Below are 22,341 nucleotides of genomic sequence, written 5' to 3' on the forward strand. Positions count from 1 at the left end.
AAATTATGTTTAACAAGTGATATTTTTTAGTCTTCAAATAAAATCAAAACTTGCTACAGATCAACAAAATTTGTTCAATCAAATCGCTTTTACTAAAAGATTGTTGAAAGATTAAAAAATTATTGAATAATAGAGGGGCAAACAAGAAGTACGCAGCGCACAAGCGCTATTACAACCTCTGCTCTACAACAGGATAACTATTTCATGTCTAATTCGTTTGTACTGGTGATCAACTCTGGTAGCTCTTCATTAAAATTTGCTGTTATTGATTCTGAAACCGGTGAAGCTTTGGTATCAGGTATTGGTGAGTGTTTTGGCCTACCTGAAGCTGAAATCAGTTGGAAATATCAGGGAGAAAAAACCGTTGAAGCAATTCCAGCTGGCGGTAACCATCATCAGTACGCTGTTGAGCGAGTGGTAAAACTACTCGAAACTCTAGGTTTGAGCTCAAAATTTGTCGCTGTAGGCCATCGCATTGTCGCAGGCGGTGAAACCTTTAAAGGAACTGTGAAAGTTGATGAAACAGTTATTCAAGAAGTAGAGCGCCTTGCTGAACTTGCACCACTTCATAACAAAGCGAACGCTGAAGGCATGAGAGCGGCAATGGCGGCGTTCCCTTCACTGCCTCAATTTGCTGTATTCGACACTGCTTTCCACCAAACAATGCCAGCCAAAGCCTTTATGTACGCACTTCCTTACGAGCTTTACGAAGAGCATAAAGTGCGTCGTTACGGTGCTCATGGCACAAGCCACTACTACGTAAGCCGTGAAGCAGCGAAAATGCTAGATAAGCCGGTTGAAGAAAGCAGCTTTATCACTGTGCACTTAGGTAACGGTGCATCAGTGAGTGCGGTTAAAAATGGCGAATGTGTTGATACAAGTATGGGTTTGACGCCGTTAGCTGGCCTAATGATGGGCACTCGCTGTGGTGACCTCGACCCAAGTGTTATCGAGTTCCTTTTCCGTAAAGGCTGGGAAAAAGACGAAGTGTTCGAGATGATGAACAAGAAGTCAGGTTTCTTAGGTGTATCTGGTGTGACAAGTGATGCTCGTGGCGTACTAGAAGCAATGGAAGCGGGGAATTCACGTGCGAAGTTGGCATTTGAGATCTTCACTTACCGCGTTGCGAAATACATTACATCCTACCTCGCGGCTCTGGATTCATTAGACGGCATCATCTTCACTGGTGGTATTGGTGAAAACTCACTACCAATTCGTCGTGAAATCTTGAAAAACCTAAAACTGTTAGGTTTTGTTGAAGATCAGAAAGGTAACGAAGATGCAAGATTTGGTAACGCAGGTGTTATTGCAACATCTGAGTTGTTAGGTGCCAAAGCTCTTGTTATTCCTACTAACGAGGAATTTGTGATAGCCAAACAATCGGTTGAGCTATTGTAATATATAACGAAAACAGAAAGTTAAAAGCGAGCCTCGTGCTCGCTTTTTTATTTAAAGCAATTTGGTAATTACTCTTTGAGTTTCAGAGCTTCGCGCTTTTCGATTAAAAAATCCATCAAGACGCGGATTTTTTTCGGCATATGCTCTCGTGAAGGCATATATAAATAAAACCCTGGAAACTCTTTGCACCAAGGTGTCAGAACTCGGGTCAATTTTCCCTCATCTATGTGCTTTTCCACCCATAAATCAATATGCTTCACTAAACCCACACCCTGTATTGCAGCTTGTAACATACTATAGTCATCATTAAAAATAGCATTGCCTTTAGGCTCGAAAACGAGGGTGCGCTTTGCAACATCTGGAGAGGTTAGCGACCAATGATCAATTGTTCCGCTAGAGGTAAAACGATAAGCAAGGCAATTGTGACCTTCTAAATCCTCAGGAGTTTGAGGTAGTCCATTTTGCCTAAAGTATTCAGGAGAGCCCACTATTGCCGTTGTTAACGGCGGAGTAATAGGGATCGCAACCATATGTTCATCTAAGCTTAATCCTAAGCGAATGCCCGCGTCAACGCCCTCTGCGACGATGTTAGAAAACCCATCATCCATGATTAGCTCTAGGCGTATTTTAGGATAACGAGAGAGGAACTCACCTAGATAGGGCTCAATAAGCAGCCGAGCAGCGGTTCTTGATACACTGATACGGATTAATCCCGAAGGCTCAAGATGAGAGTCGTTCAATTCGTTAACGACCTGCTCAATGTTCACCAATGAAGGTTGCAAAATATCAAGCAGACGTTGGCCTTCTTCCGTCAGCGACATACTTCTGGTGGTTCGATTAATTAACCGAACTTGTAGCTGTTGTTCTAACGCTTTTAGGTGTTGTGATAAGGCAGCACGGGTTACCCCCATTTCTAAGGCTGCTTTGGTGAAACTGCGATGGCGAGCAATATGTGCAAACCACGTCAGTGATGAAATTAAAGAAGGTTCGATTCTCATTTGTTAAGTATAACTAAACAGTCATGTAGATAAAACGATATTTATCCGAAACAGTGTGTTGACTAATATTACATCGAAGCTTAGGTCAGCCTGAGATGAACAGTTAACCTCTAATGGAGAATGTCGCTATGTCTAAAGTCACTTTCAAAAATCTCAATGGTCAAGGTATTGAGATTTCAGCGGTTATCAACTTCCCTACAGATTTTGATGCAAGTAAACAATATGCGGCGGTTGTTGTTTCACACCCAGGTGGTGGCGTAAAAGAGCAAACCGCAGGCCTATATGCGAGTAAACTTGCAAAAAGCGGCATAATTGCCATTGCGTTTGACCGTTCGTATCAAGGTGAAAGTACAGGTGAGCCTCGCCAAATGGAAAACCCTTACACGAGTACTGAAGACGTGAGCGCAGTCGTCGACTATCTGACAACGTTAGAGTACGTCGATAACGATAAAATTGGCGCAATGGGGATTTGTGCTGGTGCGGGCTATAGTGCAAATGCAGCGATCAATGATCGTCGAATCAAAGCACTGGGTATGGTTAGTGCCGTAAACATTGGCCAAATGTTCCGTAATGGTTGGGATAATTCGGTTAACGATGCTGACGCTGTTGGTTACTTAGAATTTGGTTCGAATGCTCGCACAACCGACACGAATGGTACAGAATTCGCGACTATTCCTCTAGCTCCGATGCGTGAAGAAGATGCCTCAAATGCAGAGCTACGCGAAGCTTGGGAGTATTACCACACACCACGTTGTGAACATCCAAATGCGCCGGGTTTTGCTCTAACTCGTAACTTAAACCAGATCATTACTTACGATGCGTACCACAAAGCGGAAGCATTCCTAACTCAGCCAATTCTTGCTGTCGTTGGTAGTGACGCAGGCAGCAAATGGATGAGTGATGACCTGATAGAACGTGCAGCGAGTTCAGATAAAACCTTGTATGCCATTGATGGTGCAAACCATATGTCGCTTTATGATGTTGCCGAATACGTCGATGACGCAGTATCCCAACTCGCATCTTTCTTCCAACGCACTCTTTAATATTCCCGATGAAAGGCTCAATTGCTTCGAGCCTTTCTGCTCTCAAGGCTTTTTACTCTTAAGATATTGATTATGAATATGCAAAAAATCACTTTTAGAAATGCTGATATGTCTTGGGATATGTCTGCATTAATTTTATTCCCAGAAGGCTTCAATGAATCGAAACGCTACCCAACAATGATAAGTGTTCATCCTTTTGGTAGTTGTAAAGAACAAACATCCAGCGCTGTCTATGGTAAAGCCCTTGCTGAGTTAGGTTACGTCGTGATCGCATTTGACGCGAGCTTCCAAGGAGAATCGGGAGGATTGCCTCGCTACGTAGAAGACCCAAGTCAACGTGTTGAAGATATCAGTCGCGTTATCGACTATGCAGTAACTTTACCATATGTCGATGAGAATAGAATTGGTGGACTCGGTATCTGCGGCGGTGGTGGTTACATGATCAATTCAGCCCTAACCGAAAAGCGCTTGAAAGCTGTCGTAGGTATTACGCCTGTTAACTTAGGCCGCTTGTTCCGTGAAGGCTTTAGTATGTACGACCCTATCGCCAATCTTGAGGCTATGGCTGCACAGAGAACAGCCGAAGCTCGCGGCTCAGAGCTGAAAATCGATGAACTTCTTCCTCCAAATATTGAATTTGCAAAAGAAAATGGATTAACAGAACGAGACGTGTTCGAAGCTACTGAATACTACAAAACATCACGTGGACAAACCGAAGGTGGTGTAACTCGTATGCTGTTTTCACATGCACAGAAAACACTGAGCTGGGATGCCTTTGCATTTGCCGAAACGTTATTGACTCAGCCTGTTATGGCCGTGGTAGGGCAAAAAGTCGGGGCGTTTGGTGCTTATCGTGATGGGCAGGAAATTTATGGCCGCTCTGTTCAATCAAAAGACCGACAGCTGGTTAATTTGGAAAATTGGTCTCACTATGAACTGTATGACCATCCAGAAGCAGTCGGCATTGCAATGGACAAGGTTTCTGCATTCCTTGAAACACACTTAAAATAATCTAATAAGTTAGAAGCGTTTTGTAGAGTTGCAAAGCGCTTATTTTTAACAGCGTAAGATGTAGTTCGAAGCGAGTAGGTCGGTAAATCTTCGTGCGAATAACCTCATCTACAGGCTATTGACTAAATACCACTGCCAAATACTGTTTAAGACAATGTACACTGAAACCTAATTAAAGGCGTTAGATAGGAATGAAGTTTAATTTATGCGCAAATCAGATAAGAAGGTCGAGAATCTAATTAGAGGAGTGTTGACCGAAGTTTGTGAAGATACGCTAAAAGGCTACGATGGCTTTCTTTGGGTGACTCATACCGTCAAATTCTCTTCTTTTCCACAAAGTTTAGAAATAGTCTGCGTATTCGAAACGAAGCAAGATCGAGCTAACTTTTTTGAAGGAGAGGGCCGCCAGCATGTTTCCACAACTATTCAAAAGGCATTTAATAAGGCAGGAGTGCAACTAAAGAACGCCAGTAAGCAAATCAGTTACGATACAAAACAAAAGTGTTAGTGCGGGCAGCAATGGTCCGTAATAAAATGGTGCTTGGCTACCTTGCTATAAAAATGCAAAGGGCACTGGATGGGCAATGAAGCTTCAGCTCACTTAGATATACATCGGTGTAACTATGAGTTATGGAGTTATGGAGTTATGGAGTTATGGATTGTGAATACGGTTGGTTTTCTAATGTTGCCTTAAGAGGCCATGATTAGTCGTTTACAATGAGTAAAGTACAAACTTCTGCATGGTGGATATCCGCAGAAAATTATTGAAAAGAAAGGCTCTAGCTGGAGCGGTCTATCATTTTCTTTGGGTTACCTCGACTATGAATAGCTTAATTGCTATGTTTCGCAAAATATATGGATATTCTTCTGCTCGTTATCTTCAGATGCCGTGCAGAAGAATGTGTTTGCCGGCTGAGGGAAAAATGAAAACCAAAATAATAATGTCTTTTCTACTCGCTACATTATGTGTCAGTGTCAGCGCCAGTACGAATGAGCCGAAATACCATTCTGCGCTAACAGTCAAAACGGGATTCAGTGAAGACAGAGACAAGCCTGTGGAAGTCTATTATTGGTATCCCACAACGAACGAAAAAAACAACTTCTCGTTTGGTAGGGGGAACATTTTTAAATCAGTCGAAACGCAGTTAGATGCCCCTTTAGCAAGTGGAAAATTTCCCGTTGTGCTTTTGTCGCAGGGCGGAACACGGTCAGCGTTTTCCCACAGTGGTTGGATAGCCTCGAGCCTGGCGCAACAAGGTTATGTCGTTGTGGTACCAAAGCCTCCTGCACCGAACGAAATCAATGCAGAAATGGCTGTTGATGAAATCACATTCAGAACCAGTGATTTGGTGCTTGGGCTGAACGAATTAAGTTCGGTCGGGATACTGTCCGGAGGCGTAGATACTGATGCAGTGCAGGGGGTCGGCTTTTTTCTGGGCGGCACATCTATGCTGATGCTCTCCGGAGCGCAAATAAGCCCGGAGAAATATCGAACATCGTGTCACAACGCCACCAATGTAGACTGTCATTGGTTACGTGAAAATAACGTTGATATTACCAGCATCCCGGATCAAAAATTCCCCCGATTTCAGTCTGAAAACAAACTGAAATCGGTCGTCGTTATCAACCCTGAGCTAACGAAAACTTTTGTCCCTGAAACTCTGGCCTTGATGAACAATGCTATCACCGTGGTGGCGCTCTCTGATCGGCTACATCCCGCACTGACACCAGCCGAATCACTTGTTGCTCTTCCCAATGTGACGTTTCAAGAGATCCCCAGTGCGAGTCAGTTTAGTGCGTTCGCAGAATGTACTGAGCGTGGCATTAAAATTCTCGCATCAGAAGGGGAGGAAGCACTTTGCCAGGAGCGTGACGAGGTTTCCAGAAAGGACAATCACCAGAAAATTTTGGATGTAATTCTGACTAGCCTAACAAAGCCACAAGAATAGCAACAATGTGACACTTTCTTACACATTGTCTGTTCGAGTAAGCAAAGCGAGGAGTAAGTTTTGTGCAGGCTTATCCCTCCACCATACTGCAAGACATACTAGTGACCGTATTATTTGCCTTAATTAAGTACTTGTCCCAGCATTTTAAAGCTTAGAAGAACACACAAAATACCAACGATTTTCTTAAGAACTTTATTTGGGAAATACGCTGCACAACGCACGCCGAGGCTAGTAGTTAAGTAGCTACTAATGGAGAAGCTGATCATTGCAGGAAGGTATATGTATCCTAAGACTAAGTTGTTCCAATCTGTATTTTCCCATCCGTTTAACATGTAACCGAGGCTTCCTGACAGCGCGATAGGGAAACCTATCGCAGCAGAGGTACCAATAGCACGTTTTACCTCAAAATTTTGCTGGACAAGATAGGGGATGATCAACCCCGCACCGCTTATAGAGACAAGTGCTGATACAGAGCCAATCACCGAGCCTACAGTGATATTACCGATAGCCCCATGTGGGTTAGGGTTGTACTCATTTTCAGTGTTGAGGAACATCTTATAAGCAACATACAACATGAATACGCTGAAAAAGCCTGCCAGATAGACGCCTCGTAGATACGATGCTACGAATGTGGCGCAAAATGTTCCGACTAGAACTCCGCTCAACATTTTTACTACCATTGTCGAGTCTACATTCTCTTTTTTGTAGTGAGCGCGCATGCTGCCCAATGTTGTAATAATCATCGAAGCCATTGATGTCCCCAACGCAAGATGCACTACTTCCGTATCAGCTATTCCCTGTAGTGAAAATAGAAACGCAAAAATAGGGACGGCCATTCCACCACCACCCACACCAACGAGTCCTGCGAGAAAGCCAATGCCCAAGCCTGCCGTAATGTAATAGATAATAAAGATAGGTTCGTTCATGATGGTTCTGCCTTCGATAAAATGGTCGTTGCTAAAATGTTACTCGAACGCTAACTTGCTATGGTAACGTTAAGAGGACAGAAAATAATGAATAATGGCCAAAATGGAATTGAGTAAATAAAGTGACAAACTCTGATTACAGCGAATGGAAAAATGGCGCCGCACTGATCGTTAAGGAGTGGCAGCATGAAAGGAGCGACTTCAACCATTTGGATCAACGGCCACATAATTGGCACAGTCATCATCGAGGCCAGTTACTGTGTATAGATGAAGGGCTAATTCAGGTCAAAACCGATGAAGGAACGTGGATACTACCACCTCACCGAGCTGGTTGGATCCCCCCGGGTTCGATGCACAGTGTTTATTTTTGTGGTTCTCTGAAAGGTCGTTCATTACTGTTTACTCCAGAGAGTTGTGAGCGGTTTCCAATGGGACCTTGTGTGATCCAACTGAGCGATATGTTGAAAGCCCTATCGGTTAGAGCATCGATATGGAGCAAAACAGACGATCTATCCATACAGTCTTTACGTATTCTTGCCGTAATATCCGATGAAATCGTCAATAGCCCTCATGAGTCACTCCACATCCCACTGCCCAGAGATCCGAGACTGCAAAAAGTTACTCAAGCAATTTTAATAGACCCAAACAGCAAACATTCTGTGGAGCATTGGGCCAATATTGGGGCAGTCTCATCTCGGACGTTAAGACGATTGATTCGAAGTGAGTTAAACATGAGTTTTAGTGAATGGCGGCAACAAGTACTGCTAATACATTCATTAGAAATGATAGCTCGAGGGGAATCGGTGGGAGATATTGCACATGCTTTAGGTTATTCGACGCCCAGTAACTTTATTGCGATGTTTCGTCGGGTCTATGGCGATTCACCCACGCGTTACTTTTCTAATCGCGGAATATAATTTCCGTGCTCGCATGCTCATGATGTTCCCCTAATTATCTTTAATCAAAAAAGGTAAATATTGAAAATATTAATTGTTATGTTATAACATTTCCTTGTTTGGGGCTCTACAATTTGTTGTTTAAAGAATTGATCTCACAACCAGTAGTCTCCTATTGAGAGAGAGTAAACGTTGATTTCTTCACAAGCGCTGTCTGACTTGACTCTACATGGGGTGGGACTGTGTCAATATGTCCGTGAACTAGAGCGAAATCGTAACGATTACTAGGTCTCATAGCCCTAGAAAATCAACGTTATTAAAACCTTTACCTGACCTTTTTAACGCTTGGGAGGAAGATATATGAGCATTGATGTAGTTGAGAACCCGCTTCGTGTCCAAACAACATCATCGTTGGCGATATCGACATCAGCGAACATACTTAGCGACATCTACAAACCAGAGCACAATATTGCCATATGGCAGCGAACGCTCTCGAAAGAGTTGACGAAGGACATTAATCTGATGCTGGCTCAGGAGCCTAGATTGGCACTGGTACAAAGTGTCACGCCAGATGATGCTGCACAATGGGTACGAAGCAAGTTAGAGGGCTATGCGTGTGCTGATGCGCTGAGTGAAGATGCTGCTTTAATCGTCGATATGTTCTGCTGTTTGTTTGAGGTTAAAGAAGCAGGTTTGAGACTAACTCGCCTAGACAGCCCGATGTGCCCGAAATTTCACTTTGATCGTGTGCCTTGCAGACTTGTCATAACTTATACCGGCCGAGCGACCGAATGGTTAACCAACGATACCATTGATCGCACTAAACTCGGTGCCGGTAGTCTTGGTCAACCTGATCACCTATCGGGCTTATACGACTCTGAAAGTGCCATACGACGAATGCAGCCTGGCGATGTTGCCCTGCTCAAAGGAAGTGGTTGGGAAGGCAATGAAGCCACTGGACTTATACATCGCTCTCCACATGTTGCAGATAATGAACGTCGCTTACTACTCACATTGGATTTCATCTAGAGATATGAGAAAGCTCAAAACGGTAGATGACGTCATGAAGCAGGTAGAGAAAATCTGCCTGCTGCGAGGTAAACAACTCACTACTAAACGGAAATTGATACTGACTTCGCTGCTATATGCGGAGAAGCCGCTTTCTGCCTACGAACTAGTTGACTACTGCAATCACAACTTTTCTCAAAACATTCAAGCGATGTCGGTTTATCGAATACTCGATTTCCTTGAAGCAGAGCACTTTGTCCATAAGCTCAATACATCTAGTAAATACGTCGTTTGTTCTCAAATCGCGTGCGATCAGGAGCATGGCGTTCCACAGTTTTTGATTTGCTCTCAGTGTGGAAAGGTTAGTGAAATAGCGGTTGAAGCCAATGTTATTTCTAGCGTATGTGCGAAAGCCATACAAGAAGGCTTCACCGTTCTTAGCCCACAATTTGAGATTTCCTGTGTTTGCGATGAATGCGCAAACCGCCCCTATGAGGCAGACACACGATCTCCCCTTATAGCTTCACAAGGTGACCGAGTATTGGCCACATTTATAAATTATCTAAAAGAATGAATTATGTCAGCAACATTGATTAAAAACGCTCGGGTGGTCAACGAAGGAGCCATTACCGAAACAGATTTACGTATTGTTGATCAAAGAATTGACAAGATTGCTACTAATATATCCGTACAACACGGAGATATTGTAATTGATGCTAAAGGGGCTTATTTACTGCCAGGCATGATTGACGATCAAGTGCATTTCCGAGAACCTGGGCTGACACATAAAGGCACAATTGCAAGCGAGTCGCGGGCAGCGGTAGCCGGCGGTATTACAAGCTACATGGAAATGCCCAATGTTAGTCCGGCTACAACGACTATTGACTCGTTAGAGCGCAAGTTCGCTCTCGCTAAAGAAAGCTCGTTTGCGAATTATTCTTTCTACCTCGGTGCAACCGAAGACAATCTTGAACAGATTAAACAACTTAACCCCAAACAACATTGTGGTGTGAAAGTATTTATGGGGGCATCAACAGGAAATTTGTTAGTCGAAGATCCGCAAGCGTTGGAGTCAATTTTTCGTGACTCTCCAGTACTCATTGTTACTCATTGTGAAAGTGGGACTGTTATTAAACAAAACCAGCAAAAGCAAAGGCTTAAGAAGCCAGGTTTCACTATCGAAGACCATCCCATTTTGCGTGACGAAGAGGCCTGTTACGCTTCATCTTCTTATGCGGTAGAACTTGCCAAAAAGTATCACAGCCAACTGCATGTGCTGCACATCACAACGGCGAAGGAGCTAGCACTTTTTGACGAGGGAGACATTCGAGATAAATCAATCACCGCGGAGGCTTGTGTTCACCATCTTTGGTTCAGCAACAAAGATTATGGCGCTCTTGGTAATTTGATCAAATGTAATCCTTCAATCAAGTTTCCTAGTGACCGCGATGCGTTGTTAAAAGCGTTAAATACGGGGCAAATAGATATCATTGCAACAGATCACGCTCCTCACACTTGGCAAGAAAAACAAGTGCCTTACGAGCAGGCTCCAGCCGGACTGCCGTTAGTTCAGCATGCGTTACTTACTCTCTTCGAGCATGTCCGTTTAGGTCATATGAGTTTGACTCAAGTAGTCGAAAAAACTGCGCACAACCCGGCCATTCGCTATGGCATTCAAGGCCGAGGTTTTATTCGTGAAGGTTACTACGCCGATTTGGTGTTGGTTGATGCTCATACCCCAACACGAGTTAGCAACGAAAACAGTTTATATCACTGTGGTTGGTCGCCTTTTGCTGGACATGAATTTTCAGCTCAAATTCAAAAGACTTGGGTCAATGGCGCGCTAGTTTATGCCAATAACAAAGTCATCGATAAACCAGCTGGAGCGATGCGTTTATCCTTCAATCGTTAAGTCGCTGACCGCAAAGAAAGAGCCATAAACAAACTGGAAGCATTATGTTAAGAAGAAACCCAACGGGCCATATGCCACAGGTGTCCTCAACAGCCTTTATCGATCCAACCGCTATTATCTGTGGCAAAGTCATTATTGAGGATAACGTTTTTATTGGACCCTATGCTGTTATTCGAGCTGACGAAGTTAATAACCATGGAGACATGGAAGCTATCGTCATCAAACGTGACACCAATATCCAAGATGGTGTCGTAATTCACTCTAAGGCAGGGGCTGCGGTGACCATTGGTGAGCGCTCATCCATTGCTCATCGTTCGATTATTCATGGTCCTTGCCAGGTTTGTGATGATGTTTTCATTGGCTTCAACTCCGTCGTGTTCAATAGCGTCATCGGTGAGAGGTGTGTTATTCGTCATAACTGTGTCGTCGATGGCCTCGATTTACCCGCTTATTTCCATGTACCACCGATGACCAATATTGGTGTCGGTTTTGATTTAGAGAGTATCTCTAAAGTGCCGCCAGAATATTCAGCTTTTTCCGAATCCGTCGTTTCTGCCAACCATGAACTAGTCCAAGGCTACCGGAGAATTGCCAATGAACTTTAATAAGCCACTGATTTCGCGAGTGCCGACTAACATCATCACTGGCTTTCTCGGGGTGGGGAAAACATCGGCAATAATGCACTTATTGACCCATAAACCGAGTCATGAACGTTGGGCTGTATTGGTCAATGAATTTGGCGAAGTTGGTATTGATGGCAGCTTGTTACAAGGCCAAAAAAAACAACAAGACCAAGTGTTTATTCGAGAGGTCCCCGGGGGATGTATGTGCTGTGCAGCAGGTCTTCCGATGCAAATCGCCTTAAATCAATTATTGTCTGAAGCAAGGCCAGATCGATTGTTGATTGAGCCTACAGGCCTTGGTCATCCTAAAGAAGTACTGCAAGTGCTATCGACCGAGTATTATCGTCAAATTCTCGCTTTGCAAAAAAACATTACTTTAGTCGATGCACGTAAACTATCGGATCCTAAGTACACTGAGCATGAAACGTTTAACCAGCAAATCACTATCGCAGATACAGTGGTAGGTAATAAGCGCGATCTCTATCAAGATGAAGATGAGCAAAAGCTGACGGCTTATATAGCAAAGCTCGGTCTGCGGGAAACAAAAGTGATTTTCGCTGAACATGGCGCTATCCCTTTTCATGAATGTGAGGGAACGACTCGTATTGACGTGCAAAAAACGCCCTCTGTTCTTTATCGTGAAAGAGAGAAAAAGTCACTTGTTCCTGAGTTGCCTATGCCTGAGAGCGGCATTCTAAAAGCAACCAATCAGGGGGAAGGTTTCTACAGTATCGGTTGGCGTATCTCCGCTGAAAACGTGTTCGATCATCAAAAGCTGAGATTATTGCTGCTCGACCTCAAGGTCGAACGAATGAAAGCGGTTTTTATCACGGGAAGCGGTATTTTTGGTTACAATCTAACATCAGATGGACTCACAGAGTTTGAACTAGACGAGTGTTCAGAAAGCCGCCTAGAACTGATCTCTTCCGGTCTAGATGACCAATTTGAAGATAGATTATTTCGATGTTTGGAGAAGGCATCATGATAGAAAAGAGAAAACTCTCCTTTTAACCATAATGTCTTACCTCCTTAAAATTCTAGTGGGGTTTCTTTTAAAGCTGCGCTTAAGGCACTTATGCTGCCGTATTAGGGTGGAGTTAGTACCCGTATTTTCTGCCTATGCGGCTCAGGCACAGTTTTATTCATGGGGTGAGGTATCCACGTTACACGTGGCCTAATTACTTGCTTTAAGTTACACGGAAGAAACACGTCTTTTTTTAGCGAGGGCCATTGCTATATTTGCGGTACTGTAGGCGCTCTCATTGATAAAGTGCGGGTAAATTTCCCCTTTGCCATTCCAATGGATATCATAACCAGCGAAAGTCGCTAATAAAGGTGCTCCTGGTTTGACCGCCTCAAAATCTCTGCCACAAATAGTAGGGTGTACTAGTGCTTGCCGCATACCCTCTTGATCAAGTGGAACCCTGATTTCTTCGGTGTAAAAAAACGCCTCATAATCGCTCAGTAAGCCTATTTGGTTGAGGTTGTGCTTTTCAACATAGTCCAATACTGCGGTAAGCATCTGTTTCATCAACTCCAACGTACTGTACTCTAGGGCACCATGTGCTTGCGCCCCGACCTCAATCATTATTCCATATTGCCCAGCAGTACAAAGGTAAGGTTGCTCTTGCCATTCTTTTCGCTCTTCGAAAAGGATATGTGCTGATGGCATTCGTTGTTTGACGTACGCGCCCAGTTTCCGATAAAAAACATCGTTAGAAAGCAAAATCAACGTCGCTCCCATATTGCTTGTTGTATTGTGCAGGTCAACAATCAACAGTTTTTCTTGGTTTGCATATTTCTCGATAAATTGATGTGTAATCTTGCTTTCATGCAAATCAGGACAATGATTGCTATTCATTGCTGAGAACTCGCGATTTAAGTCTGTATCGATGTATCGGACGTTGTGTTTTACTGCTTCGGAGTTTGCGATGATCGAGCAGGCTGAAAAGGTTGATCTATTGACAGAGTAACGTTTTTCTTTGATTAGTTTATGTAAATAAATACCAGAAAGTTCGTTTCCGTGTGTTCCTGCAACGATAAGTGCTGAATTGAATGTGTTCATTATTGAGCCTTCTCAAAGAGAATGGGTTGAATGACTGGTCTTCTCTTAGCCAATCCAGTGAACTGAATAAACGTTTACTAAACTGAGTAAAAATAATCCTAGATATGTTATAACATAACAATCGTTATTATTGATACTTAGTTTCTCATGAGTCAGTTTAAATTTATTGCTTTAATCGTTGCTGTGTTTTGTTTTTCGGTCGCTTTGCTTCTACCTACAGAGGATGAGCCAAATCAAGATAGTCACAGCGTTCAACTGAATCAAAGCAGTGATTCGTCACCACCTCCATCATCAAAGATAGTGGTTCCCTCAGATGTCAGTTTGACTCCGTTGCCTAAACCTAAACAAATACACTATATAGTTAAAGTGGGAGATACGCTCAGTGGTATCTTCGCTCAATTGGGTCTCCCTTACGGTATTTTGCAGCAAATTCTCTCAGTTGATCTTGATCACCTGCAGCTAGATATGATTAAGCCCGGAGAAGAGCTTGAATTAGTGATGGATGACATGGGGCAATTGAGTCGACTAATTTATCATATGAGCCTTGTAGAGAAGGCTATCTACACTAGAGAAAACGATGGCTCCTTCTCTTACGAATTTCAGGAAATTTCAGGGGAATGGCGTGAAACCTTATTTTCGGGAGAAATCAAAGGGAGTTTTTCAGTCTCGGCACATCGAGTAGGATTGGCATCAGGCCACGTCGCAAATATTACGCAGGTGATGAAAGATAAGATTGATTTTGCGCGATCTCTTAGAGCCGGTGACCGTTTCGATATATTAGTGAAACAGCAATATTTAGGTGAACACAAAACTGGCAATAGTGAGATTAAGGCTATTTCTTTTAACTTAGCGAGGGGCGAAGTCGCTGCATTTCTAGCCGAGGATGGACGGTTCTATGATAGAGCTGGTAACAGTTTGGAGCGAGCGTTTAACCGTTATCCTGTCGATAGGGCATACCGCCGAATCACCTCTGGGTTTAACCCCAAGCGTAAACACCCAGTGACGGGAAGAGTCACCCCGCATAACGGAACGGACTTCGCGACACCAATCGGTGCGCCAGTTTATTCTACTGGGGATGGAAAAGTAATTGCGGTCCGCAAGCACCCTTATGCCGGTAATTATTTAGTGATTGAACATAACAGTGTGTACAAAACTCGTTACCTACACTTGAATAAAATCTTGGTTAAAAAAGGTCAAGTTATAAAGCGTGGGCAAAAAATAGCCCTCTCTGGGAATACTGGTCGTTCAACCGGACCACATTTACATTTTGAAGTTTTAGTTCGTAATCGTCCGGTTGATGCAATGAAAGCCGACTTACCTATCGCGAAGTCGCTTCCTAACATCCAGAAACCTTCATTTTTGGCGCGAGTATCAGAGTTTGATTATCTAGTAGAAACGAAAAACTGAGTCCCGACAATTTGTTAGGGCTCAGTTATGCTATTTTGTGTTGTGAGGTTGGAGCAATAGGTGAGTGTCAATATGTGTTCCTAGAAGAATAATGACTGCGATTTTTTCTTTTACGTGTGCCCACATCCGCAACATCGGACGCTTTGCAACAACCTCCGCCTTTGATCGGCCTACGTGAAAACATCACACCAATTGCGAGCATCGCAATACAACTTAGGAAAATAAGAACGGTAAGAACTAAAGTCATAACACCACCTCCTATAAATCGCTGTATTGTCATCTTTCTCCAATTTTATAAACAAAGCAATGGTCGTTTTGTAACCACTTATTATTTTTATCAATAGTCAGACCTTTGCTTGTGATGAAACGTGATGAGAAACGAAGGAGAGTTCTGAGAAATCAGCCCCTGTGATCTTTACCGATTCTTAAGTTTTGCGTCTAAGACAGCAATTGGATTCCTTCTATAACTCACTAAGTTGTTATGTTATAACATGCGTTCATCCAGAGTTTGTAGGTCAAAAGTATGCCATCAATTCCAGTCACCATTTTGCATGGGTTTCTCGGGTCCGGGAAAACCACGTTTTTACGCAACATTCTTCAACAAGCCGATTCTTCTGGTATTGATCTGTCCGTTATTGTTAATGACATGAGTGAGTTAGACGTCGATGGCGTGCTTATCTTAAATACCGATGCGGTGAGTGAAGAGCAGGGCAACTTTGTTACGATCAGTGGAGACAGCATCAGCAGCCTGAGTGGTGTAAAGCAGCTCGATAAAGCCCTTAAAAAGCTCTGCGCAGAAAAATCGCCAGAATGGGTTGTGATTGAAACGTCGGGCAGTAGTCATCCTTTGCCTTTGGTCGAGTACTTCAAAAGTAACGCACAATTCGCACTCAAAGACGTAATTACGTTGGTGGATGCGACTTGGTTGCGAGATGACTATCGACAAGGTTCTGCCTTAATCCCTAAGTGGCAGGAGAACGTGCAGCAGGGTGTTCGCGGCGTTGAAAACTTGTTGGTAGAGCAAATCATGTTCTCAAACCGTATCATGCTCACCAAGACGGACAAAGTGGACGACAATACCGTTCGCAACATCGCACAGGCGATTCACCCGCTTAATGTTTACACCGAGATAATCAAAACGTCATGGGGAAACTTGGATATCCGCATGTCGAAAGGTGAGCAAGACTACAATTTCTTCCTTGTTGAGCAGCTAATCGCAGAACTTCGTGAGACGGTGAATGAGCCGTTGAATCTCTCTGATAAAGACGAACAAAGCCTTGTCGCCAAAGTGATCAAAGACGATCGGCCTTTTCATCCTGCGCGTTTGTGGAATACCTGCCATCAGTATTTAACTAAAGGTGTGTTCCGTAGTAAAGGGTTCTTTTGGTTCCCAACTCGAGACGATGTTTCACTGCTTTGGAGTCAAGCAAACGGCAACGTGGGGCTTGAAATTACAGGCTTTTGGCGTGCTTCGATAATCAATGACGAATCGCAAAACTTCACTGAAGAGCATCGTCAAATCCTGCAAGATAAGATAGACAGTGTTGAAAGCCGCTTTGGTGATCGTCGTTGTCGCTTAACGGTGATTGGGCAAGAAAACGAAATCGATGTGTTTATTGATGCGCTGGAAAACTGCTTTTTAACGGATGCGGAACTGGAGCAATGGCAACAAGGGGCAACATTTGAAGATCCTTGGCCAAAGAAAATAGCTAAGTTGAGTCAGAAGAAGACGCTTTGAATGCACTGGTGAGGATTCCCTCGCTGCATGTTTGCTCGGGTTGTTTCGAGAACGGACTTACTGAATTGGCTCGGTATACCAAAATTGGCTCTGTGTAACGAGAAAGCCTCCCGAATGGTGGGAGGCTTTTTGTATCTCAGTCGTTTACTGTTCCCATTCAGGGAAAGGGTCTTCCAGAGATAACCAATAGTCGAGCCCTTGCTCCATCTCAACTTCTGTTAACAAGCATTCGTTGAGACGAGCAATCAACTTCTCTTGCTCTAATCCCTGACCAATAAACACCAATTCTTGTCGCATATCGCCGTATGGTTCTTGCCAAATGTCGTTTATAGCATCGAGGTAATCTTGATCCGTCGGCCATTCCTCCTTCGGAATCGCTTTCCAAAACATACCCGCAACACCATAACGTGCGATGCCTCCCGCTTGGCTCCATTGACCGACAAACTCTGGTCTGGTTGCTAGCCAAAAATAACCCTTGGAACGAATTAGTTTGCCGTAATCTTTCGCATTGTGGAGGAAGTCGTAAAACTTCTCTGGATGGAAAGGGCGTCTCGCATGATAGGCAAAGCTAGAAATGCCGTATTCTTCGGTTTCCGGTATGTGCTCGCCTCGCATTTCCTTCAACCAACCTGGGGCTTGTTGTGCCTTTTCAAAACTGAAGCTTTGTGTGTCGAGTACCGCATCAAGTTCTACTTCACCATTCGAGATAGGAAGAATAGTGGCCGATGTATTAAGAGTTTTAAGAATCGCAAGAAGCCTTTCGATTTCTGATTTCTCAGCAAGGTCGGTTTTACTTATCAAGATAACGTCAGCGAACTCTACTTGATCAACGAGTAAGTCAGCAACGCTGCGTTCATCGTCTTCACCTAATGATTCGGCTGTCTCTGTTAAGAACTTAGCTTCATCGTAATCACGCAGAAAGTTAATCGCATCAACTACTGTAACCATGGTGTCTAAACGTGCAACGTCTGAAAGTGAGAGCCCGTTTTCATCGGCAAAAGTAAAAGTCTCTGCAACGGGGAGTGGCTCGGCGATGCCAGTGGACTCGATAACTAAGTAATCGAATCTGCCTTCTTGCGCGAGTTTAGTAACTTCTTCAAGTAGATCCTCACGCAGGGTACAACAGATGCAGCCGTTACTCATTTCAACCAACTTTTCTTCACTGTGGTTGAGAGAAACTTCATTCTGAACGGTCGCTGCGTCGATGTTGACTTCGCTCATGTCGTTGACGATGACCGCCACTTTTCTGCCTTGTCTATTGTTAAGAATATGACTTAAAACGGTTGTTTTTCCTGCGCCTAGAAAGCCGGACAAAACCGTAACAGGGAGTTTCTGGGTGTTCATGCTCATGCTCTTTATAGTGTAATGTTATAATATAACAATTAATATAGTCGGTGATCTTAACTCTGGCATCAAGCAGTTTGTGACTGTGTCGAGTACTGCACCTTATTGGCGCATTCATTCGTCGTTAAGTTATACAGATTCAGATGTACGGAATTTAGAGAGCGAACTCTTATCTCGGTGTGGAGGTTCTATGAACGAAGAGAAAAAGCATGTCATGACAGAAGAAGAAATTCTTGCAGCGCCCGAGGCGGATTATATGAATGAAGCTCAGCTCGCATTTTTTGAAAACCGATTATTTGAGCTTTATGAATCGACGTTAGCGCATATTGAACGCGCGAAAGAAGAGATGATTGCGCCAATGGAATTCAGTGACGAAAGCGATAGGGCGTCCAGTGAGGAGCAATCTGCAATCGCATTAAGAATCATAGATAGAGAGCAAAAGCTGTTACCTAAGATTCAACGATCGTTGGCTCGCTTGCGCGCAGGGGAGTATGGCTATTGTTTAGAGTCCGGAGAACCTATCGGCATTCCAAGGTTATTGGCACGACCTACTGCTGAATATAGTGCAGAAGTAAAAGCTCAAATGGAGTCAAAAGAGCACTGGTATAAACACTAAAGCCTCACTATCTTATGACGTCGATATTCTTCTCGTTCACTTGTTTTTTTTGATGTTCTCTGAGAAGTCTAAAGCGATGGCGACTACCGTTAGGTATGGTAGTCATTACCTTTGAGATATTAATAGTTATCGATAGGATAGAAGTAAGTTCTGTATTGTAAATAACGCACCATTTTTGTTTTTCTGAATGAGCTCTCGCTATGTTAGCGTCAAACATTTTCTCTGCTACTTCAAGCTGATCTTCTATCCTTAAAGCTAAATTGGTACTGGAGAAAGTAGCATGATTGACTTTGTGGCAACTTTTATCTTTTTCTTTGCTGTCATCGATCCCATAGGTACTGTGCCCGTTTTTATCGCAGCCACAAAAAGCTATGAAGAAGTGGCAAAGCGTAAGGTCGCTCTGTTTGCGACTCTATTCTCCGCTGCTATCCTACTGTTTTTTGTTGTTGCTGGTGAAATCATACTTACAGCAATGCGTATTCCCTTGTCTGCGTTTCAAATCTCGGGCGGTATCGTATTGTTCTTGTTTGCTTTGACTATGATATTTGGTGAGAGTAAACCAGCAGAAGAAATCAGAACGCTCAATAGTCATCATGATACAGCAGTTTTTCCTCTAGCCATTCCATCAATTGCTAGCCCTGGCGCAATATTAGCCGCCGTTTTACTCACAGAGAACGTGCGGTTTAATATTTGGGAGCAAGTCCAGACCGTGGCTGTGATGCTACTGGTACTATTGGTTGTTTATATCTTGCTATTAATGGCCAGCGGCATACACAGGATTATTGGGAATACAGGAGCTAGCGCTGTAAGTCGGATCATGGGGTTGATATTAGCCGCTGTGGCCACGACCAACACTCTGAATGGGATTGAAAGTTACTTTGACCTTTAAGGCTGTTTCGCAAACTGAGCTGAAGGTATACGTTAAGAGCTAATTTTACGGCGAGATGACCGACCACCTGACAATCACTTTTCTGGCTGTTACTTCTAGCCGGATGTAATCCTTCAGGCTACTCGTGACGACCTTGTTTAAGAGGACCACGGAAAAGTTGAAAGTAAAATGCATAGATGTTGAGGGTATATATCAGATGGGGGAACTGGAGCAACACTTGCCCCCATTGAGCTGTGCCAATACTCAAAGATTAGCTGCTAGAAAACAATATCGATAATTTCTCCGCCTAGGCACTACTCTATAATCTTGTAGTCTCGCAGTATATAGAGCCTAGCATGGAGGAATTTATTAGCTTCAACGTGCCAAGACAAGACTTTTTCATGCCGTGAGAGTATCTGAAAAGTCGGGAGGCTGAGAAGTTTATTCAGTATGGCTCTTATTGGGCAGTTTATGGATCAGCCAGTAACCAAGACTCATACTAAGAACTACAGCCGCAATTCCAATCAGGTACATTGGAGACAAGGTTTCAAAGTCTATAATAATGACCTTTCGGGAGATTGCCATCAGCGCGGTGGCCATGACGATTTTTACATGAATAACATTTTCTCTCAGGTAAATAGTTATATTGATGAAAATTTCAATAGCAATTAAAACGGCCATAAAAGCACCAAAAGTGGCTAGCATATCTGAAATCGTCAGAATGAGTTTAGGTGGCGTGATAAGTTTTTGATATATCGTCCATGCAACATCTATCACACCCATGACGATTACAAACAACATAACTATCGACAATACTCTTACAGACCAATGAATCACTATCTGTAATTTTTTTGTTAACTTATCATTTTTATCGACTTCCATGGCCCTGTTTCCTTCGCTTGTTTATGTTCACTTAACCTTCATATGTTGAAGCTAGACAATTGAATACATGTCGTTTAAAGCATAGTTGCTGTGGTGAGAGATAGAAGCGTCCGAGGGAAGGAAGTTATGAAACTTAGGAGTGGGCACAATGTTGGACACATAATGTAATCTCTGGTGTCATGCGTTATTACCTCATTACCTCATTACCTCATTTCTGATCGTGACGAGTCGACTGGTGAGGTGGTGATTCATCACCTTCACGGCAAACTGAATGAGCGGATACCACAACGTATTGATACTGGGCAAATCGATGCGCTTGTTGCTGGTTCCTCCGTGCGTTGTTAATAGAAATACAAGCGAATAAGGAGTGGGTAATCGCTCAAAAGTCGGGTGGAAAAGCGGTAAAACGGCGAAAATTATTGGAACTAAGTCAAGGCCCTTTTTTTAAATGAAAAGGCTTATTGATCTGAACACACCACTTCTCCATATAAGTATATCCACAAATACAAACCTCAAATTGGCGATAAAGAGCTTTAATATTGATAAATATATAAACAACTTGGGTGCTGAAGAAATTTCAGTATACTGCGCTTAGGTTACACTGGAGAAAAAATCGCCGTATTCCCTGCGGGGTCCTTTGATAAGAAATAGAAATCGCGTTTGAATATGCAACCAAACGATTTTGCCGCTTGCAGTTTATTCGGTATACAAATAATAAACCTTTGACTAATCCGAAGGTCGGTCAAATGAGAGAAAGTCATGTTTTTTAATAAGTCGCTTCAACAAGAAAATCAACGATTAAAGCAGGAGTTGCAAATCCTGCAGCAAATCCAAACCAGTTTAGATGAAGAGATGATCCGCTTAACATTGGATAGTAAAGGCCTCATTACTTCTGCAAATACTAAGCTACAGCAAGAACTTTTCTTAAATGATGATGAGATCTTAACGAAATCAATTACTGAATTGGTACCGTCAAATTCGCGCAATACAGATCACTTTCATCGAATGAAGAAAGCCGTCCAAGATAAAGTGTTCTGGAATGGGGCATTGCAAGTACAGAAAGGTAATGGTGAGGAAGCCTGGTTAAGAACGATTATCCAGCCTGTTTTAAATGAGCACAGAGAAGTAGAAAGCTTTTTTGTTTTTGCTTCTGAACTTACGCGAACGATCAAATCATCCCGTGAGCAAGAGGACATGCTAAATGCATTAAGTCGTTCTATGGCGGTGATTGAGTTCACATTAGATGGCCATGTTTTAAAAGCCAACGATAATTTCCTAAACACAATGGGTTATACGCTTGATCAGATTCAAGGGAAGCATCATCGCATGTTTTGTGATCAGGAAGAGTCGAGCTCTCAAGCTTACCGTGAGTTTTGGCAACGTTTAGCAAAAGGGCAATTTTCATCAGAGCGATTCAAACGAGTTAACCGTTATGGTGAAGAGGTGTGGCTAGAGGCTTCATATAACCCTATCCATAACGACAGAGGAGAGCTCTACAAGGTCGTTAAGTTCGCGACAGATATTACCCAGCAGGTGATGCAGGAACAGAAAATGGCCCAGGCTGCGCAATTGGCGAACGAAATCTCCCAAGAAACTGGTACACAAACCCTGCAAGGGCAAGAGGTTATAGGCTCAACGTTAGAAAAGATGCAGATAC

Annotated in this window: 20 protein-coding genes and 2 pseudogenes; 17 read left to right on the forward strand and 5 right to left on the reverse strand. The window is 43.2% G+C overall.

From position 1 onward, the window contains the following. Positions 1–204 precede the first annotated feature (204 nt). Positions 205–1,398: an acetate/propionate family kinase gene (locus R7E00_RS03075; protein ID WP_017821080.1), complete on the forward strand. Its 1,194-nt coding sequence runs from the start codon at positions 205–207 to the stop codon at positions 1,396–1,398. 68 nt (positions 1,399–1,466) lie between these two features. On the opposite strand, the gene R7E00_RS03080 is transcribed toward R7E00_RS03075, so the two are convergent. Further along, positions 1,467–2,396, reverse strand: a complete 930-nt coding sequence (locus R7E00_RS03080; protein ID WP_130545540.1) for a LysR family transcriptional regulator — start codon at positions 2,394–2,396, stop codon at positions 1,467–1,469. A 128-nt stretch (positions 2,397–2,524) separates the two neighbouring features. Between R7E00_RS03080 and R7E00_RS03085 the strand changes: the two genes are divergently transcribed. The 4 genes from R7E00_RS03085 to R7E00_RS03100 all read left to right on the forward strand — a co-directional run bounded on the left by R7E00_RS03085 (position 2,525) and on the right by R7E00_RS03100 (position 6,399). Next, on the forward strand, positions 2,525–3,439 hold the full coding sequence (locus tag R7E00_RS03085; RefSeq protein ID WP_017821078.1) for an alpha/beta hydrolase: 915 nt from the start codon (positions 2,525–2,527) through the stop codon (positions 3,437–3,439). A 72-nt stretch (positions 3,440–3,511) separates the two neighbouring features. After that, positions 3,512–4,450 (forward strand): alpha/beta hydrolase, encoded by a 939-nt coding sequence (locus R7E00_RS03090; RefSeq protein WP_262606002.1) that lies wholly within the window; start codon positions 3,512–3,514, stop codon positions 4,448–4,450. A 205-nt stretch (positions 4,451–4,655) separates the two neighbouring features. Continuing rightward, entirely contained in the window at positions 4,656–4,958 is a 303-nt protein-coding gene (locus R7E00_RS03095; RefSeq protein WP_054579645.1) for a hypothetical protein, read from the forward strand. A 415-nt stretch (positions 4,959–5,373) separates the two neighbouring features. Continuing rightward, a complete protein-coding gene (locus tag R7E00_RS03100; RefSeq protein ID WP_132936369.1) occupies positions 5,374–6,399 on the forward strand; it encodes an alpha/beta hydrolase family protein in 1,026 nt (341 codons plus the stop codon). A 119-nt stretch (positions 6,400–6,518) separates the two neighbouring features. Here R7E00_RS03100 and R7E00_RS03105 read toward each other — a convergent pair whose 3' ends face one another. After that, on the reverse strand, positions 6,519–7,325 hold the full coding sequence (locus R7E00_RS03105; RefSeq protein ID WP_053307804.1) for a sulfite exporter TauE/SafE family protein: 807 nt from the start codon (positions 7,323–7,325) through the stop codon (positions 6,519–6,521). A 122-nt stretch (positions 7,326–7,447) separates the two neighbouring features. Here R7E00_RS03105 and R7E00_RS03110 point away from each other — a divergent pair, with 122 nt between their 5' ends. The 6 genes and pseudogenes from R7E00_RS03110 to R7E00_RS03135 all read left to right on the forward strand — a co-directional run bounded on the left by R7E00_RS03110 (position 7,448) and on the right by R7E00_RS03135 (position 12,749). Further along, a complete protein-coding gene (locus tag R7E00_RS03110; protein WP_170893305.1) occupies positions 7,448–8,242 on the forward strand; it encodes an AraC family transcriptional regulator in 795 nt (264 codons plus the stop codon). A gap of 339 nt (positions 8,243–8,581) precedes the next feature. Further along, the gene (locus R7E00_RS03115; protein ID WP_262606003.1) at positions 8,582–9,250 is read left to right on the forward strand and encodes a DUF1826 domain-containing protein; all 669 of its coding nucleotides are present in this window, start codon (positions 8,582–8,584) and stop codon (positions 9,248–9,250) included. Positions 9,251–9,254: 4 nt separating this feature from the next. Continuing rightward, positions 9,255–9,716: pseudogene (locus R7E00_RS03120) on the forward strand (Fur family transcriptional regulator); the annotation flags it as partial. A gap of 90 nt (positions 9,717–9,806) precedes the next feature. Further along, the gene (locus R7E00_RS03125) at positions 9,807–11,141 is read left to right on the forward strand and encodes a dihydroorotase (RefSeq protein ID WP_047104476.1); all 1,335 of its coding nucleotides are present in this window, start codon (positions 9,807–9,809) and stop codon (positions 11,139–11,141) included. A 44-nt stretch (positions 11,142–11,185) separates the two neighbouring features. Continuing rightward, positions 11,186–11,746: a carbonate dehydratase gene (locus tag R7E00_RS03130; protein WP_017821071.1), complete on the forward strand. Its 561-nt coding sequence runs from the start codon at positions 11,186–11,188 to the stop codon at positions 11,744–11,746. Continuing rightward, positions 11,736–12,749 (forward strand): CobW family GTP-binding protein, encoded by a 1,014-nt coding sequence (locus R7E00_RS03135; RefSeq protein WP_025767652.1) that lies wholly within the window; start codon positions 11,736–11,738, stop codon positions 12,747–12,749. The genes R7E00_RS03130 and R7E00_RS03135 overlap by 11 nt, the downstream gene beginning before the upstream one ends. 207 nt (positions 12,750–12,956) lie before the next feature. Here R7E00_RS03135 and R7E00_RS03140 read toward each other — a convergent pair whose 3' ends face one another. Next, positions 12,957–13,829, reverse strand: a complete 873-nt coding sequence (locus tag R7E00_RS03140) for an aspartoacylase (RefSeq protein WP_025767653.1) — start codon at positions 13,827–13,829, stop codon at positions 12,957–12,959. Between the two features lie 147 nt (positions 13,830–13,976). On the opposite strand from R7E00_RS03140, the gene R7E00_RS03145 reads away from it, so the two are divergent. Continuing rightward, the gene (locus R7E00_RS03145) at positions 13,977–15,236 is read left to right on the forward strand and encodes a peptidoglycan DD-metalloendopeptidase family protein (RefSeq protein ID WP_033906942.1); all 1,260 of its coding nucleotides are present in this window, start codon (positions 13,977–13,979) and stop codon (positions 15,234–15,236) included. 523 nt (positions 15,237–15,759) lie between these two features. Next, a complete protein-coding gene (locus R7E00_RS03155) occupies positions 15,760–16,974 on the forward strand; it encodes a CobW family GTP-binding protein (RefSeq protein WP_025767655.1) in 1,215 nt (404 codons plus the stop codon). Positions 16,975–17,118: 144 nt separating this feature from the next. On the opposite strand, the gene zigA is transcribed toward R7E00_RS03155, so the two are convergent. Beyond that, entirely contained in the window at positions 17,119–18,318 is a 1,200-nt protein-coding gene (zigA, locus tag R7E00_RS03160; protein WP_033906943.1) for a zinc metallochaperone GTPase ZigA, read from the reverse strand. Positions 18,319–18,508: 190 nt separating this feature from the next. On the opposite strand from zigA, the gene R7E00_RS03165 reads away from it, so the two are divergent. Both R7E00_RS03165 and R7E00_RS03170 read left to right on the forward strand, forming a co-directional pair. Continuing rightward, positions 18,509–18,934, forward strand: a complete 426-nt coding sequence (locus R7E00_RS03165; RefSeq protein ID WP_025767657.1) for a TraR/DksA C4-type zinc finger protein — start codon at positions 18,509–18,511, stop codon at positions 18,932–18,934. A 280-nt stretch (positions 18,935–19,214) separates the two neighbouring features. After that, entirely contained in the window at positions 19,215–19,823 is a 609-nt protein-coding gene (locus R7E00_RS03170) for a MarC family protein (RefSeq protein ID WP_005375727.1), read from the forward strand. 420 nt (positions 19,824–20,243) lie between these two features. Here R7E00_RS03170 and R7E00_RS03175 read toward each other — a convergent pair whose 3' ends face one another. Next, positions 20,244–20,684, reverse strand: coding sequence for a phosphate-starvation-inducible PsiE family protein (locus tag R7E00_RS03175; protein WP_005375731.1), 441 nt, complete (start codon positions 20,682–20,684; stop codon positions 20,244–20,246). A 174-nt stretch (positions 20,685–20,858) separates the two neighbouring features. Here R7E00_RS03175 and R7E00_RS03180 point away from each other — a divergent pair, with 174 nt between their 5' ends. Continuing rightward, a complete protein-coding gene (locus R7E00_RS03180; RefSeq protein ID WP_155489916.1) occupies positions 20,859–21,029 on the forward strand; it encodes a hypothetical protein in 171 nt (56 codons plus the stop codon). Positions 21,030–21,536: 507 nt separating this feature from the next. Then, positions 21,537–22,223: pseudogene (locus tag R7E00_RS25430) on the forward strand (PAS domain-containing protein); the annotation flags it as partial. Between the last annotated feature and the right edge of the window lie 118 nt (positions 22,224–22,341).

The sequence above is a fragment of the Vibrio sp. Vb1755 genome (assembly GCF_033338635.1).
Classification (GTDB): Bacteria; Pseudomonadota; Gammaproteobacteria; order Enterobacterales; family Vibrionaceae; genus Vibrio; species Vibrio alginolyticus.